Genomic DNA, 14,935 nt, shown 5'->3' with positions numbered 1-14,935 from the left:
GGCACGCATATCGACCAATAGGGTGTCAAGACGGTGCCACCCGATCGGCGCACAACCCGGTTCCGACCTATTTGCCCATGTCAGGTGAAGTCTGGTTCGGGAAGTGATTCGTAAGTGCCGCTGGCCGCGTCGAGGGTGAAAGCGGTCCACCGGCCGCGTTCGGGCGCGGCCAGCCGAGCGCCAAGTGCCACCGCGATCGCAACGGGTCCGCTGAGGAAGATCGCGTGCCGACCGGTTCGCGCACCGGCCGGCAACGGCGCCTGCCGCCAGGCCCGGCAGGTCTGCTCCACCACCCCGGTGAAGGTCAGGCTGTCCTGGGCCAACCGTGACGACGCACTCCGGAGCGGGAGGAGGTAGCCGATACGGTGCCGGCGGCACACCGCCTCCACCGAGTCGAAGAACTGGTCTCCGCGGCCCTGCAGGTCCAGCGCGAGAGCGACAACGGTCGGATCGCCGCCCTCGATCGCCTTCAACCGGTCCACGGTCAGCGGCTCGCTGGTGGAGTCCACCGCACGCAGTGAGGTCGCCGGGAAGTACGGCGGCGCGCCATCGGCTTGGCGGATGGCGTGCACCACCACGTCACGGGCATGCGTGTAGCCCAGCCTGGCACCGAACCAGAAACCGACATGCAGCGGCATGGTCGGGATCAGATTGATCCGGACGGCGTCCGGGCTCAGGCGTTCCGCCAGCGTCATGGCCGACAACGTCTCATCAGCGAGGGCGTCGACCAGTTGACAGTCCCACACCCCTGTACCGGGCAACTCGAAACCGGTTTTGAGGGTCACCGCGCAGGTGCTGCGGCTGAACATCTCCGCCTGCTGGTCCAACTGACGTGCGCCTGCCAGCCCCCGGGGGTCATCCGCCGCGGTGACCACGATGCCCACCCGCACCTGATGACGCGCCCTGCTCCTCAGCCCTAGCCCCAGACCAACAAGTGCGAGCCCCACGGCGAAGGCCAGCACGAACCACCACCGCCCGGCAGTTTCATCAGCCAGGAAAGACTTCGCGGCCTCGACCCCGAACCCACCGGCCGCCATCCCGCCTACAGTCAGGGGCGCCGTCCCATCAGTGACCAGCGCCCACCCTCTTTGAGCACCACCGGCAGTACCGGCGGTGCCCAACACTGTCAACCGAGGCGAGACCGGCCGTTCTGAACCTGTCACCGCAACCATCCGTTCGGAGTTGAGTCGCGCGGAGTGATCGAGCCAGCAGGACGATTATGGAACTCGACTTGCCCTCTTCGGAGGCCCCCGCAGCCCACGGCCCCGGAGTTGTTGCGCTGACACCCAGATGGCGGCAGCGTTAGCGGATCGCTGGCCGTGATCGTCAACTGCTGCCGCACGCTCAACCTAGGCGTCAAGTTGTGTCGGGCGGGCTTAGATCGAGCAAGACGGGGCTGGGAATCGCGCTGTCGCTCGACCTCGCTCACCGGATGCACGAAACCGGTACCGCTGTCGGAGGCCATACCAAAGCACCAAGCCGCTGAACCCAGCATTCCGTCCTCGGCACATCGTCGCGTTCGCGCATACGGGTGGCTACGCCTCGGTACCCGAGACGGGCCGGTGCCCGACTCGTAGCGTCGGAGTCTCTTCATCAGGCAGCCGGGACGGGACAATGGCGGTCCAAAGCCAGAACGACGTGAACACCGGCGACACTGACCAGTCCGACTCTGCGGGCGGCCAATCGCTCAAGACTGGCGCTGAGGTGCAGAACAACTCCATCGTGACCACGGCGTCAGGTTTGGTGCAGGCCCACACGATCACCGGTGGCGTCCACCACCACGATCACCATCCCGGATCGCCCACCCGGCCGGTGCCACGGCAGTTGCCACCGGCGCCGCACAGGTTCGTCGGTCGCGTCGACCACCTAACCGACCTCAATCGCCATGCCCCCAGCACCGCCGCCTACAAGGCATCAAGAGCAGAAGGGCAGCAACAAGCGCCGATGGCGCTGATCTCCGCCATCGGCGGCACCGGCGGGATCGGCAAGACCTGGCTAGCCCTGACCTGGGCCCACCGCAACCTGCACCGGTTCCCCGACGGACAGCTGTTCGCCGACCTGCACGGCTTCAGCCCCACCGGACAACCGGCGCAGCCGGTCGATGTGCTCAGCGGATTCCTGGATGCTCTGGGTGTCCACCGTGACCACCAGCCCGCCGACCGGGACCCACGAGCCGCGCTGTACCGGAGTCTGGTAGCCGACAAACGGATTCTCATCGTGCTGGACAACGCCGCCACCTCAGAGCAGATCACCCCACTCCTGCCCGGCGGCCGCCACTGCACCGTGCTGATCACCAGCCGCAACCACCTCCACGGCCTCGCCACCGGCCATGGTGCCCGCACGGTGCACCTGGAGGTTCTCACCGACGGCGACGCTCACACCCTGTTGGCTACCGCGATCGGCCGCGACCGCGCCGAGACTGACAAGCAGGCGATCGCGGAGCTGATCGAGCTGTGTGGGGGATTCCCCCTGGCGCTGGGGCTGATCGCCGCTCGCACCGCCGCCGATCCCCGCTTACCCCTGGCGGACACCGTCACCGAACTGCGCATGCTCGGCCTCGACGCCCTGGATTCCCACGACCCCACAGCCAGCCTGCCCACCGTGCTGTCCTGGTCCCTACGCCACTTCACCCACCAACAACGCGAGATGTTCGCCCTCCTAGGAATCGCCCCCGGACCCGACATTGGCCTACCCGCTGCCGCCAGCCTCGCCGGCCTACCCGAGCGAGAGACGCACGCGGTGCTGCGTGGCCTGTCCGACGCCTCTCTGCTCGATCGCGCCGCAGGCGGGCGATATTTCATGCACGACCTCGTGCGTGCCTACGCCACCACCCTCGCCGGTGCCTTGCCCGTCAACGTGCGGGAGCCTGCGCTGCGGCGAGTCCTCGACTTCTACACCCACACCGCCCATGCCGCGGACCGGCTCCTGTACCCCCACCGCGTTTCCGTGCAGCTCGCCCCGCCCGCCCTCGGTGTCTGCTCCCACCCGCTGTCCACTTCAGCGGCGGCAATGGCCTGGTTCGACTCCGAATACGCCTGCCTGCTCGCCGCCCAGCACACCGCCACCACCCGAGCCTGGCACTTCACGGTCTGGCACCTTGCCTGGAGTCTGCACACCTTCAACTCCCGGCGCGGACACCTCCCCGACCGGCTCACGGTGTGGCAGGCCGCCGTCATCGCCGCAACCCACCTGCCCGACCAGACCACCCGCATCCATGCCCACCGGCTCCTCGGCTACGCCTACGCTGATCTGGGCTGCCACAAGGACGCCCTCGACCAGTTGCACCATGCCCTCGCTATCGCCGAACATCACCACGATCCCACTCATCTAGCCCGCACCCACCGGGCGCTCGCATGGGTCTGGGCACGACGAGGCGATGCCCGGCGGGCTCTGGAACACGCCTGTCACGCCCTGGATCTCCACCGCAGCCTCGATCAGCCAGCATGGGAAGCTGACGCGCTCAACATGATGGGCCGGTACGCCGCCCGCCTGGGCGACTACGACACCGCCCGCCACCACTGCCAAGCTGCCCTCGTCCTGCATCGCCACCACAACAACTCCGAAGGCGAAGCAGGCGCCCTGGACAGCCTCGGCTACACCGACCACCAGAGTGGCCACCACCTCCAGGCCATCGACCACTACCACAGCGCTCTCAACCTGTTCCACGACCTCGGTAGCAGCTACGAGGTCGCCAACACCCTCGATGGGCTCGGCCATCCACACGCCGCGCTCGGCCAGCACGAACAGGCCCGCGCGGTATGGCAGTTGGCCCTGCGGTTGTACAAAGAGCAAAACCGTCACAACGACGCCGCGCATGTGCAACGGCAACTCGACGACCTTGTGACGTCGATCGGCAGCGGCCCGCCCCACATGCCTTGCTGATCGGCAACAGCGCGGGATCACGACCGCTCGCCCGTCAGCTACTCGATCGCCAACGCGCAGTTCTGGTTAGACCGGATCCCATCCTTTGATAGTCCCGCCGTGGGCACCAATCTGCGCACTAACTTCAGCAACCGATCAACAGGAACCTGGTTGCTCCGTGGTCGCTCCACTGCGGCGGACACGCCATCAACGCACGACACGTGGCGACACGTCGATCTTGAACTGAACTGTGGGAACGGCACGAGACGGCCGCGAACGACACCACCCGACATGCCAGTCCGCTGACTCTTAATCAGCGGGTTCGGGGTTCGAGTCCCCTGTTAACCACGATGAAGGCACGTAGGCAGCGCGGCCCAGCAGCGCCGAATCCAAACACAGACGGCCGACCCGAGGAACTCGAACGGCAGGTGTGATCCCGGTTCACGCCGGGACCACACCTGGAGATCAAGCGGCTCCCGGCCGGGGCGTCCATGGCATGCCTGTGCACGGGAGCCGGTCGTTGTCGAGCGGATCAAGGACGCGCCCGACCCAACCTTCGCAGAGCAGCACCTTCTGGTGTGTGAAGTCCTCGGGCATGAGCACCAGGCCCACGCGAGTCCACGCACGGATGGATTCGGCTCTGCGCTCAGCGAAGTGCGTGGCCAGCCGCCGCCGAAGGGCAGGTGTGCGGCGGTCAACCGAACCTACGTACCGGACAGTGCGATCCTCGTCGGTCACCACGTACACGGCGGTCTTCACCTCGGCGTGCTCCGAACCGTCGAGGACCTGGCGGACCGGCATCAGCGTCGGCCCGAGCGAGCTGCTGTCCACGCCGAGCCGGTTGTACGGGCCCGGCTCGCCGATCATGGGCACCAGGTCGGACAGGATGGCGTGGATGTGGCTCGCGTGCGCGTGGGTGAACTGGACCGGTGGGCGGATCATGCCTTCCCCTCCGAGTTTCCGCGGAGTTCGAACCGCATGTGCCACTTGGCGAGCGTGCGCGCGATCTCGTCGAGCGTGCCCGCCAGGTTGAAGGTGTCGCACAACCCGTGCACCCTGACGTAGGGCGGACCGGCGTCAGTCGAGTTTTCTCCGTCCTCCTCCAGCTCCCGGTCGCCGTTGTGGACCTTGTCCGCCATCACGGCCATCCCCTTCACGAGGTTGTCCAGCCGGTTGGTCAGCCCTTTGACCTCAACCGCAGCGGTGTGAACGCGAGAGCGCGCGCTGTTGTCCTCGCCCAGCCGTTGGGCCTTGTCCTCCTCGATCGCCTCACCCAGCCACTTCCGCAGGCGCTGGTCGGTCAGCTCGTTCTCCTCCGAGGGCTCGGTGCGGATGTCCTCAGCCTTGGTGCCCTTGGGCAACAGGCGTACGGCGATGTTGTTGCGGCCGTCGTAGATGGCCTGCGCCAGCTGCTGCAGACCAACCTCGATGTTCCCGAGATCCTCGATGATCTGCGTGGCCTCCCGGTTGTCGCCGATCCCCTTCTTCCCGCCAACCGGGCTGCGGTCCAGGGCCAACTTGTGGCCGAAGAACAGGTAGAAGGCACCGCGCAGGGTGATCTGCACCATCGCCGACCCCCAGGTCGGCGGCTCGCCACGGCGACGGGCCCGGTCGGACTCCTCCAGTTCGGCGAGCGCAGCCGTCAGCAGTTCGGGCACTGGGCGGGCATCGAGCGTGGCGCCGCGGAGCTTGCCCTGACGAAGCGCGCGTTCGAGCGCGGACTTGCGCAGCCCCCGTTCCGGGAACTCCTCGGGAATCGAGCGCATGATCACCTGCGTGGCCAGTTCGGACCGCAGCCACTTCTTCTTCTGCTCGTCCGGCGTGATCACGCCACGGCTACGGATCGCTGGGAAGATCAGCCGATCCTGCTTGGTGTTCGGGGTAGGAAGGAACACCGCCGCAGCCACGACCATCAGATCGTCGCGATACACCCCCCGCCCGATGGCCACGCGCGGATTCTCCAGCAGACCCAACGTGTCCTGTTGGGTGAAACCGGGACGCTCGGGCAGCATGGCGCGGCGGTCGAACTCACCGATTACCGCCTCGGCACGGGTCTCATTCTGCGCGTCTTCGCTGAACTCCAACTGCTTGTCCAGGTGCCGCTCACTGACCAGGCGCCGCCGGACCTCGTCCAGGCGCAGGCCGTTGGAGGCATCGACCGCGAGCACGACCGAGGTCTTCGGCATGACGGCGCGCAGCACCACCGAGGTCTCGTCCTTGGTGACCGACTCGGGGTCGGCGACGATGGCCCTGGCGATGGCGACCAGCTTGTTCCGTGCCTTCTTGGCCGGGTGGTTACTGAACTCCTTGGGCGTGGTGGGCGGGTATTCCAGCCAGGTCTGCAACACGGTGGACACCGTGATGCCGCTGTGGTGCTGGGCGAACAGGGTGCGGGAGTAGGAGTCGGTACTCTCCAGTCCGCCGATCCGGGTACTGCCGGGCAGATCGAGCACTACCGGGAACAGCACGCCGCCACGGCGGATGCCGTTGACCCTGATGTCCTCCCCGTACGGGCTCTTCCTGCTGATGTGGTCGTCAACGACCTGCAACTGGGTCTCGACCGCGCCAAAGGCGGACTGGATCGACGGCTGGCCCGCCAGGTCCGCGCGCAGGGCGGTGCCGTCGTCAGTGGTGGTGAGGCGGTCGATCGTGAACTTGCCCTGATAGCGCTCGTGCTCGGCGCGCAGGTTCTCCAGCGACCGCAGGATGTGGGCGGTGAGCACGTCGCACTCGATGATCACGCCCAAGACGTTCCGGGCGATGATCTCCTGGCGGTGTGCGGCGGCGCGCAGCGCCGACACCACGGCCTGCGGGTCCGCCGCGTACCAGGGCAGCATCGAGGCGACCTCAAGCGGCACGCCCAGCTTGATCGCCTCGGAGCGGATGGCCTTGTACTGCCCGAAGGTGATGTCCTTGAGACGGCTGGCGCGCAACTCCTTCTCGGCCGAGCTGATCGGCTCGATCACAAGGTCGTTGTCCGGCGCGTCGGTGGTCGGTTCGACCATGTCGTTCTTCCTGTCGCGTTGCTCAAGCACCGTGACAGTCACGGCACCAAAGGGCCGCAATCAACGCGAAGGGCCGCTTGGCCCGATCAAGCGCGTTCCCGTCCGCAGGGCCGCGGATTGCCACAGCCTGACGGTCGGAGCACCACCAAGTCGTGACGGAGGGCTATCCGAGCGTCATCGGCGTGCGATGACGTAGTTCGTCCGTTCCAATGCCTTAGGCTTGGAACGGGCCCTGCTTTGACCTGGAGCACTATCGCCTGGAAGGACGGTAACAGAGCACGCTGACAGTTCTGCGGCGACGCGTGCGAGGTCGAGTCGACAGCAAGCTCCGGCTAGTTGTACTGACCGGAGAGGTTGCGAACGGTCCGACACGTAGTCGGATGATCTTGGAATGACGAGCCGCTGGCCCTGTGCGCGGAGATCGAAGGGCTCTTCGTCGACCTGCCGCCCCAGCCGCGGGAGCGGTTCACCCTCATTGACTGCGTCCCGGAGGGCAAGCTCGCCGAACTCCTCGACCGGTTGCCCGCGGCGGAACTGGGCACCGAACGAGCCCTGCTGGGCAACCTCTTCCTGGACGGGCCGCCACCACCGCCGGGCACTCGGCCGTCCTGGTGGGGCGAGGACCTCGGCGACCTGGTCGTGTTGGGGCGACGGCAGAACGCCACGATCCCGGCCACCGTGGACATCGACCTGGACGGATTCGTGCTCGGCCACGGCTACACCGATGTGGTGGCCCGTCCGCACGAGGTCGAGGAGTTCCGCCTCCTGGACTGGGATGGGTCCTCCTGTGGCACCTGCCGGGACGTCACGGGTGTTTTCCGCGAGGGGGCCGAACTGCCGGTGCCGCAGGTGCGGCTGATCGGCTGCCGGCCGGAGCCCGCGTTGCTGGCAGCACTGGCGGCGATCGGGGACCGCTCCGAGGAGGGCCTGCGGCGGCGCTGGTTCTGGGCGTGGGTGCGCGTGGTGGCCGACGACGGATCGGTGGGGTGGGTGCTCGGCGCCGAGATCCGCGGCACGGTCGACGCGGCCGAGCCGTCGCGACTGGGTGCGGGGCTGCTCGATGTGACCGTCAGCCGAGACTCCGGCGTGCCGCTGCCGACCAGTGCCCTCGACATCCTGGAGCACTGGCCCGCCGGACCGCCGGACCGGCCGAACCTGTGGGTCGGCTACGACGAGGACCTGCGGTATGAGTGGATCGACGCGGCGAACGGTCACCACCGGTCCGGCGCGCCGAACCGGCCCGCAGGCGCGACCTACGAACTCGACGGCAGATTCGTCACCGACATCGCGGGGTTCTACTGCGCGCTCGGCGAGGCGATCAACGGCCCGGGCGGGTACTTCGGCGGGAACTTCGACGCGCTGCACGACTGCCTGAGCGACGGCTACGGCGCGCGGACGCCGTTCCGTCTGGTGTGGCGCGACTCGGCCGTCGCCCGCGCGCACCTCGTCGCGGGTTACGACCGCCGCCGAAGGTCACCGGCGATCACCCTGGAGGATGTGCTGGAACTGTTCGCCGAGCACCACGTCGATGTCGACCTGCGCTGACCCGGATCACCGGCTGCCCGGGGTGATCAGGCCGGTTTCGTAGGCCAGGACCACCAGCTGGGCGCGGTCGCGGGCGTGCAGTTTGGTCAGCAGTCGGCTGACGTGGTTGCGGGCGGTGGCTGGGTTGATGTGCAGCAGGGCGGCGATCTCGTCGTTGGAGCAGCCCGCGCCCACGGTGGCCAGCACCTCACGTTCCCGCTCGGTCAGCGCGGCCAGCCGCCGTGGGTCGGGCTGGGGTGGGCTGGTGGCGGCGGCCCTGCATGACTCGCGACGGCCCACAATCGGCCCCATGATCATCCCGAAACCCGGAAGTCCCATGTCAGCGCCACCTCAGTCGGGCTACGCTGATCATGTGCGACATGATCCCCAACGCCGAGCCCTGGCGGGTCGCGGTGTGGGAGGCGCAGGAGTTCCAGCACGCGATCATGGGGTATCTGCCGGGGTATGCCACGCCGCGGATCGTGTGCGATGTGCCGTATGTCGGGAAGCGGTGGGTGCACCAGGTCTCGCAGTACGACCGGGAGCGCGGAATCTCCTACTGGACAAAGAACTACCGGACCGGGATCGAGCTTCAGGACGCCGAAGGGCTGGACCGGCGGTATCCGTACTACGACCCGATCACGAGCCTGCCGGAGACCGGGCGGCAGTGGTGGACGGAGCACCAGGACGACTGATCAACACGAGGGTCTGGAGCCCGGAAACCGGGTTCTAGACCGATCGGTCCTGCACCTGCGACGATGCTCCGGCTACCTCGCTTTCCGCGCCACGTCTTCCCCGTCGCGGACCGGGGTGTGCCGCCACACCAGCAGGGCCAGCAGGACGGTGCCCGCCGCGATCGCGGCCAGCGCGGCGAAGGAGAGCAGGTAGCCGGTCGGGCCGGCGAACTGGGCCAACACGATGACCAGCACGATGGCGCCGAGCGCGCCGCCGACGCGCTGCACGATGTTCACCACGGTGGCCGCATCGCCCACTTGGGTCTTGTCGACCGAGGCGTAGGCGGCGGTGGTCGCGGGCATCTGGGTCAGCGCCAGGCCGATCCCCCGGACCACCAGAAGGATCGCGAGAACCGGAATCGGCAGCACCTCCGGCAGCAGGAACGGCACGGTGGAGAGCGCCAGCAGGACCGCCCCGGTCAAAGCCACCGGGCCTGCCCCGTGGCGGTCGGTGAGCGCGCCGCCGACGTAGAGCGCGAGCGCCGAGCCCAGGCCCATGGCCAGCAGCAGCAGGCCGGTGCCCGCGGTGTCCAGGCCGGCCACCAGTTGCAGGTACAGCGGTAGCAGAAGCAGGCCGCCGTACATGTTCGCGCCGGTCAGGCCGGTGGTCGTGGTGGCGGCGGCGAACCTGCTGTTGCGGAGCAGCGCGAGGTCGACGAGTGGGTGTTCGGCGCGGCGGGCGGTGAGCAGGAAGGCGCCGACCAGCAGCGCACCGGCCGCCATGGCGAGGACGTGCGCCGTGCTGACGCCGGACGCGCCGATCTCGGTGCCGCCGTAGAGGAACAGCGGCAGGCCGAGGCCGAGCAGCAGCAGGCCGCGGCGGTCCAGGGTGCGGGCGGTGCTCTGCTCGCCGCCGGGCACCCGGCCGCGGGCGGCGAGCAGGGCGAGCAGGCCGACCGGCACGTTGATCCAGAACAGCCAGCGCCAGGAGGCGGCCTCCAGCAGTACGCCGCCGACGGCCGGTCCCACCGCCGGTCCGAGGCTGACCACCAGGCCCAGCACGCCCATCAGGCGGCCCAGCTGGTCGCGTTCGGCGACCTGGGCGACGATCGCCTGCCCGGCGGGCACCATCAGCCCGGCGGCCAGGCCCTGCAGAACGCGCGCCACGATCAGCGAGGGCGCGTCCCAGGCCGAGGCGCACAGGGCCGAGGCCGCGGTGAACACCGCGAGCGAGACCGCCCAGACCCGGCCCTGTCCGTAGCGCGCGCCGAGCCAGCCGGTGGCGGGCAGGGAGACGGCCAGCGCGATGAGGTAGCCGGTGGCGATCCACTGCACCACCGGCAGGGTGGAGCCGAAGTCCGCGCGTACCGACTCCACGGCCAGGTTGGCCACCGTGGAGTCCAGCATGGCCATGAACGCGCCCGCGCCGGTGATCGCGGAGATCTGCCAGGTGCGGGCCGGGATCGGCGGGGGCGCGGCGCTCGTGCGCTGACTCCTCATGCCTTTAGGATACCGTGGTATCAAATAAGCCGGATGAGTGAGGGACGGACCGGGTGCCGAAGATCGTCGACCACGAGCAGCGCAGGGCGCTCATCATCGAGGGCCTGGTCCGCCTGGCCGCCCGCACCGGGCTGCACGCGGTGAAGCTGCGGGACGTCGCCGCCGAGGCCGAGGTCTCACTGCGCCAGGTCCAGTACTACTTCGACTCCAAGGCCCACCTGCTGCTGGCCACCCTGGAGTACCTGGAACGGCGCAGCGACGATCGCCTCGCCGCCCGCCTGGCCGCCCTGCCCAGACCGCCCGCGCTGCGCGCCTACCTGACCGCCTTCCTCGCCGAAGCCCTGCCCACCGACCGGCAAAGCCGCGCCTTCCACCAGGTCTTCACCTCCTTCGCGGTGCTGGCCATGACCGAGCCGGAGTACGCAGCGCAGCCCTTTATCGCCGGCCCCCGCCGCCTGGAACGCCAACTGGCCGACGTGTTGCGGGCCGCGCAGGACCGGGGCGAGCTGGCCGAGCACCTCGATCCCGGGCACGAGGCGGCCATGCTGCTGACCATGACCCACGGCCTGGGCACCAACGTGCTTGTCGGGCAGCGCACCCCCAAGGACGCGCAGGCCGTGCTCGCCTACCACCTGGACCGGCTGCTGGGCCGAGCCGGGAGCGCGACAGCGCATTGAGGACGGATTGCTTTTGGGTCTAGGTGGTTTCGCTTCAGTACAGGAGTCCCACGACCACCCACTGCGAGGGCAGGGCAGACAACGTGACTTTTGTGCTGAACCCAGGCCAACGTGTGCGCCTCGACGAGCTGGCGCGGGTCGCCACCGGCCGCGTCGCCGTCGGGCTGTCGGATCCGGCGCGGGCCCGCGTGGTGGCCTCCCGCGACATCCTGGACAAGTTCGTCGCCGACGACCGGATCATCTACAGCGTCAACACCAGCATGGGCGGCTTCGTCGACCACCTGGTGCCGGTGGCCCAGGCACGGCGGCTGCAGGAGAACCTGCTCAACGCGGTGGCCACCAACGTCGGCGACCACCTCGACGACACCACGGTGCGGGCGATCATGCTGGCCCGGATCGTCTCGCTGGCCAGGGGCAACTCCGCGATCTCGCCCGGCAACCTGGACACCCTGGTCGCGGTCCTCAACGCGGGTATCGCGCCGTGCGTGCCGGAGAAGGGCTCGCTCGGCACCAGCGGCGACCTGGGACCGCTGGCCGCGATCGCGCTGGTCTGTATCGGACAGTGGAAGGCCCGGCTGGGCGGACGCGTCCTGCCCGGCGCGCGGGCACTGGCCGAGGCGGGCATCGCGCCGATGGAGCTGAGCTACAAGGACGGGCTGGCGCTGATCAACGGCACCTCCGGCATGGTCGGCCTCGGCGCGGTGGTGCAGCAGTCCGCGCTGCGCCTGGCCAACCGGTACCAGCGGATCTCGGCGCTGTCGGTGGAGGCGCTGGCCGGCATCACCAAGCCGTTCGATCCCAGGGTGCACACGGTTAAGCCGCACCACGGCCAGCTCGCGGTGGCCAGGAACCTGTGGCGTGGCCTGGCCGACTCGCGGATGGCGGTCAACGAGGGCGACACCGAACGGTTGCTGGCCAAGGAGATGGGCGATGCGGCCAAGGCGGGTTCGGCGCCGATCGAGGACGCCTACTCGATCCGGTGCACCCCGCAGATCCTCGGCCCGGTGCTCGACTCGCTGCTGGCCGTGGGCCGCACGTTGGAGGACGAGCTGAACTCCTCCAACGACAACCCGATCGTGGTGCCGGAGGAGAACGAGGTCTTCCACAACGGCAACTTCCACGGCCAGTACGTGGCCATGGCCATGGACCACGCGGTGATCGCGCTGACCACGTTGACGAACCTGGCCAACCGCCGGGTGGATCGCTTCCTGGACAAGAGCAACAGCAACGGGTTGCCGCCCTTCCTGTGCAGTGTGGACCCCGGGTTGCGGCTGGGTCTGATGGGCGGGCAGTTCATGACCGCCTCGCTCACCGCGGAGACCAGGGCGATGAGCATGCCGATGTCCATTCAGTCGCTCAGCAGCACCGCCGACTTCCAGGACATCGTCTCCTTCGGCTTCGTGGCGGCCCGGCGAGCCAGGGAGGTGCTGCGCAACTGCGCCTACGTGGTCGCCTTCGAGCTGCTCTGCGCCTGCCAGGCCGCCGACATCCGCGGCGCGGACAAGCTGTCCAGCTGGACCCGGCCGCTGTACGAGCGGGTGCGCGCGATCGTGCCGTTCCTGGACCACGACGTGACCATCACCGACTACCTCGAGCGGCTGGCCGAGGAGTTGCTCGGCGACACCGAGCTCGCGGAGTGCGCGGCATGAGCGCGGGCATCGACGAGCGCGAGGTGCGCGAGCTGGTGGCGAAGTGGGCCGAGGCTGAAGGCAGCGGGGACGCCGGGGAGCTGGGAGCGCTGCTCACCGAGGACTTCGTCGGCGTGGGCCCGCAGGGCTTCGTCCGGACCAGGGCGCAGTGGCTGGGCAGGCACAGCTCCGGCGCGGTGCGCAACACCGAGTTCACCGTGCACGACTACGACCTGCGCCGCTACGGCGACACCGCGGTGGTGGTGGCCGCGCAGACGCAGCAGGGCACGAACAACGGCGCGGACGCCAGCGGGGCGTTCCGATTCACCCTCGTGCTGGTCCGCGACGGCGCCGTGCTGCGCCTGGCCGGACTGCACCTGAGCCCGAACCGGGCCGCCGCCTGAGGCGGGCCCTCACTCCCCCGGCGGCCCGGCCCCGCCCGCGCGCAGCGCGAACCGGCGCAGCTTGCCGGTGGCCGTCTTCGGCAGCGCTTCGACGAACTCGAGGAGGTGCGGGTTCTGGTGTCCGGCGAGCCGGTCCCGGCACCAGCCGCGCAGGGTGCGCGCGAGCGCGGTGCGATCCACCGCGGCCCTCGGCACCACGAAGGCCTTGATCCGGCTGAGCTGGTCCACCCGCACGGCCACCACGGCCGCCTCGACGACCTCGGGGTGGGCTTGGAGGACCTGTTCGATGTCGCCGGGGGCGATCCACAGCCCGCCGACCTTGAGCATGTCGTCGGCGCGGCCTTCGTACCAGTAGGCCCCGGCCTCGTCGACCCGGTACCGGTCCCCGGTGTCGAACCACTCCCCGCGCAGGGCCGCCCTGGTGCGCTCGTCCCGGTGCCAGTAGGCGGCGAGCGCGCTGGCGCCGCGCACGTGCATGGTGCCCGAGCCGGGTGGGGTGACCAGCTCGCCGTGCTCGTCGCGCAACTCCACCTGGTAACCGGGCACCGGGGTGCCCGCAGAGCCCGGCTGGACCGCGCCTGGCCGGGCGGAGCAGTAGATGTGGGTCAGCTCGGTCGAGCCGACCCCGTCCAGGATGGTCAGCCCGAACGCCGCCCGCCACCGCCGCCAGGTCTCGGCGGGCAGGTGCTCGGCGGCGGAGACGCACAGCCGGACCGAGGACAGGTCCCGCTCCGGCGCGGCCGGGTGGCGCAACATCGCGTGGTAGAGCGCGGGCACGGAGAAGAACAGGGTAGGCCGGTACCGTTCGATCGCGGCCAGCGCCGCGCCGGGGGCGGGCCGTCCTGGGCACAGCACCGCGGCGGCACCGGCGTGCAGCGGGAACAGCAGGGAGTTGCCCAACCCGTAGGCGTGGCACAGTTTTGTGGTGGACAGGTGGATGTCGGTCTCGGTCACACCGAGCACCTCGCCCGCGTAGCCGCGGCAGGGCAGCAGGACGTCCCGGTGCCGGTGCACCACGCCCTTGGGCCTGCCGGTGGAGCCGGAGCTGTACAGCCAGAACCCCATGTCCTCCGGGTGGGTGCGCACCGGGTCCAGCTCGCCGTGGTGCTGCCGCAGCAGGTCGTCCAGGGCGAGCTCGTCGCCGGAGCCGGTGCGCAGCAGCCGCACCCCGGTGCCGGCGAGCGCGGCGGAGAGTTCCCGGTACCGGCTCGCCTCGACCACCACCACGTTCGCGTAGCTGTCCCGCACCACGTACGCCAGCTCTTCACCGGTGAGCCACGGGTTGACCGGCACTGGTACCGCGCCGATGCGCAGCGCGCCCAGGAACACCACCGGGAAGGCGGTGGAGTCGTCGAGCACCAGCAGCACGCGCTCCTCGCGGCGCACGCCGAGTGCGCGCAAGGTCAGCCCTGCGGCGCACATCCGCCGGTGCAGCTCGCCGTAGTCGATTGTTTCCGAGGCGTCCACAAATGCGGTCCGGACGGCCCTTCCGGCGGTGACGTGACCATCGACCAAAGTAGAGATATTGAAGACTGGCTCGGCCATGAAATCATTAGCCACGCCGCTCACGGAGCGAACCTAGAGCCAAGATGGGGAGAAATTAGAAGCGCAGCTATCGGATCGAGGCTCCTAATTTTCACTTCACACAAATTTTACGTGACG

Annotated in this window: 11 protein-coding genes and 1 pseudogene; 6 read left to right on the top strand and 6 right to left on the bottom strand. The window is 69.1% G+C overall.

The genetic code is table 11. From position 1 onward, the window contains the following. Positions 1-80 precede the first annotated feature (80 nt). Positions 81-1,037 (bottom strand): SAVED domain-containing protein, encoded by a 957-nt coding sequence (locus M8C13_RS04980; protein WP_252479264.1) that lies wholly within the window; start codon positions 1,035-1,037, stop codon positions 81-83. A gap of 577 nt (positions 1,038-1,614) precedes the next feature. Between M8C13_RS04980 and M8C13_RS04975 the strand changes: the two genes are divergently transcribed. Continuing rightward, positions 1,615-3,882 (top strand): tetratricopeptide repeat protein, encoded by a 2,268-nt coding sequence (locus tag M8C13_RS04975; RefSeq protein ID WP_252479263.1) that lies wholly within the window; start codon positions 1,615-1,617, stop codon positions 3,880-3,882. A gap of 444 nt (positions 3,883-4,326) precedes the next feature. Here M8C13_RS04975 and M8C13_RS04970 read toward each other — a convergent pair whose 3' ends face one another. Together M8C13_RS04970 and M8C13_RS04965 are read right to left on the bottom strand one after the other, a co-directional pair. Beyond that, complete coding sequence (locus tag M8C13_RS04970; protein ID WP_252479262.1) at positions 4,327-4,803, bottom strand: GIY-YIG nuclease family protein; 477 nt, start codon at positions 4,801-4,803, stop codon at positions 4,327-4,329. Beyond that, on the bottom strand, positions 4,800-6,908 hold the full coding sequence (locus tag M8C13_RS04965) for a hypothetical protein (RefSeq protein ID WP_252479261.1): 2,109 nt from the start codon (positions 6,906-6,908) through the stop codon (positions 4,800-4,802). The genes M8C13_RS04970 and M8C13_RS04965 overlap by 4 nt, the downstream gene beginning before the upstream one ends. A 477-nt stretch (positions 6,909-7,385) precedes the next feature. Here M8C13_RS04965 and M8C13_RS04960 point away from each other — a divergent pair, with 477 nt between their 5' ends. After that, on the top strand, positions 7,386-8,411 hold the full coding sequence (locus M8C13_RS04960; protein WP_252479260.1) for a barstar family protein: 1,026 nt from the start codon (positions 7,386-7,388) through the stop codon (positions 8,409-8,411). A gap of 6 nt (positions 8,412-8,417) precedes the next feature. Here the strand turns inward: M8C13_RS04960 and M8C13_RS04955 are convergent, their stop codons facing one another. Further along, entirely contained in the window at positions 8,418-8,729 is a 312-nt protein-coding gene (locus M8C13_RS04955) for a response regulator transcription factor (RefSeq protein ID WP_374213024.1), read from the bottom strand. 32 nt (positions 8,730-8,761) lie between these two features. On the opposite strand from M8C13_RS04955, the pseudogene M8C13_RS04950 reads away from it, so the two are divergent. Then, positions 8,762-9,085 (top strand): annotated as a pseudogene (locus tag M8C13_RS04950) (lysine 2,3-aminomutase); the annotation flags it as partial. Between the two features lie 72 nt (positions 9,086-9,157). Here the strand turns inward: M8C13_RS04950 and M8C13_RS04945 are convergent. Then, positions 9,158-10,564 carry a DHA2 family efflux MFS transporter permease subunit gene (locus M8C13_RS04945; protein ID WP_252479259.1) on the bottom strand — a complete coding sequence of 469 codons (1,407 nt, stop codon included), beginning with the start codon at positions 10,562-10,564 and terminating at the stop codon, positions 9,158-9,160. A gap of 53 nt (positions 10,565-10,617) precedes the next feature. Here M8C13_RS04945 and M8C13_RS04940 point away from each other — a divergent pair, with 53 nt between their 5' ends. From M8C13_RS04940 to M8C13_RS04930, 3 genes are all read left to right on the top strand, one after another. Further along, entirely contained in the window at positions 10,618-11,241 is a 624-nt protein-coding gene (locus M8C13_RS04940; protein ID WP_252479258.1) for a TetR/AcrR family transcriptional regulator, read from the top strand. A gap of 92 nt (positions 11,242-11,333) precedes the next feature. Further along, complete coding sequence (locus M8C13_RS04935; RefSeq protein WP_252479257.1) at positions 11,334-12,890, top strand: phenylalanine aminomutase (D-beta-phenylalanine forming); 1,557 nt, start codon at positions 11,334-11,336, stop codon at positions 12,888-12,890. Next, on the top strand, positions 12,887-13,273 hold the full coding sequence (locus M8C13_RS04930) for a nuclear transport factor 2 family protein (protein ID WP_252479256.1): 387 nt from the start codon (positions 12,887-12,889) through the stop codon (positions 13,271-13,273). The genes M8C13_RS04935 and M8C13_RS04930 overlap by 4 nt, the downstream gene beginning before the upstream one ends. A gap of 9 nt (positions 13,274-13,282) precedes the next feature. Here M8C13_RS04930 and M8C13_RS04925 read toward each other — a convergent pair whose 3' ends face one another. Next, positions 13,283-14,818, bottom strand: a complete 1,536-nt coding sequence (locus M8C13_RS04925) for a benzoate-CoA ligase family protein (protein ID WP_256508614.1) — start codon at positions 14,816-14,818, stop codon at positions 13,283-13,285. Between the last annotated feature and the right edge of the window lie 117 nt (positions 14,819-14,935).

It is taken from the genome of Crossiella sp. SN42, assembly GCF_023897065.1.
In the GTDB taxonomy this organism is placed as follows: Bacteria; Actinomycetota; Actinomycetes; order Mycobacteriales; family Pseudonocardiaceae; genus Crossiella.
This window is presented reverse-complemented; position numbering and strand designations above follow the sequence as displayed.

Excerpts from the sequence above, each read along its gene's own strand:
- M8C13_RS04980 (WP_252479264.1), bottom strand. The coding sequence starts at position 1,037 with ATGGCGGCCGGTGGGTTCGGGGTCGAGGCCGCGAAGTCTTTCCTGGCT.
- M8C13_RS04975 (WP_252479263.1), top strand. The coding sequence starts at position 1,615 with ATGGCGGTCCAAAGCCAGAACGACGTGAACACCGGCGACACTGACCAG.
- M8C13_RS04970 (WP_252479262.1), bottom strand. The coding sequence starts at position 4,803 with ATGATCCGCCCACCGGTCCAGTTCACCCACGCGCACGCGAGCCACATC.
- M8C13_RS04955 (WP_374213024.1), bottom strand. The coding sequence starts at position 8,729 with ATGGGACTTCCGGGTTTCGGGATGATCATGGGGCCGATTGTGGGCCGT.
- M8C13_RS04945 (WP_252479259.1), bottom strand. The coding sequence starts at position 10,564 with ATGAGGAGTCAGCGCACGAGCGCCGCGCCCCCGCCGATCCCGGCCCGC.
- M8C13_RS04930 (WP_252479256.1), top strand. The coding sequence starts at position 12,887 with ATGAGCGCGGGCATCGACGAGCGCGAGGTGCGCGAGCTGGTGGCGAAG.
- M8C13_RS04925 (WP_256508614.1), bottom strand. The coding sequence starts at position 14,818 with ATGGCCGAGCCAGTCTTCAATATCTCTACTTTGGTCGATGGTCACGTC.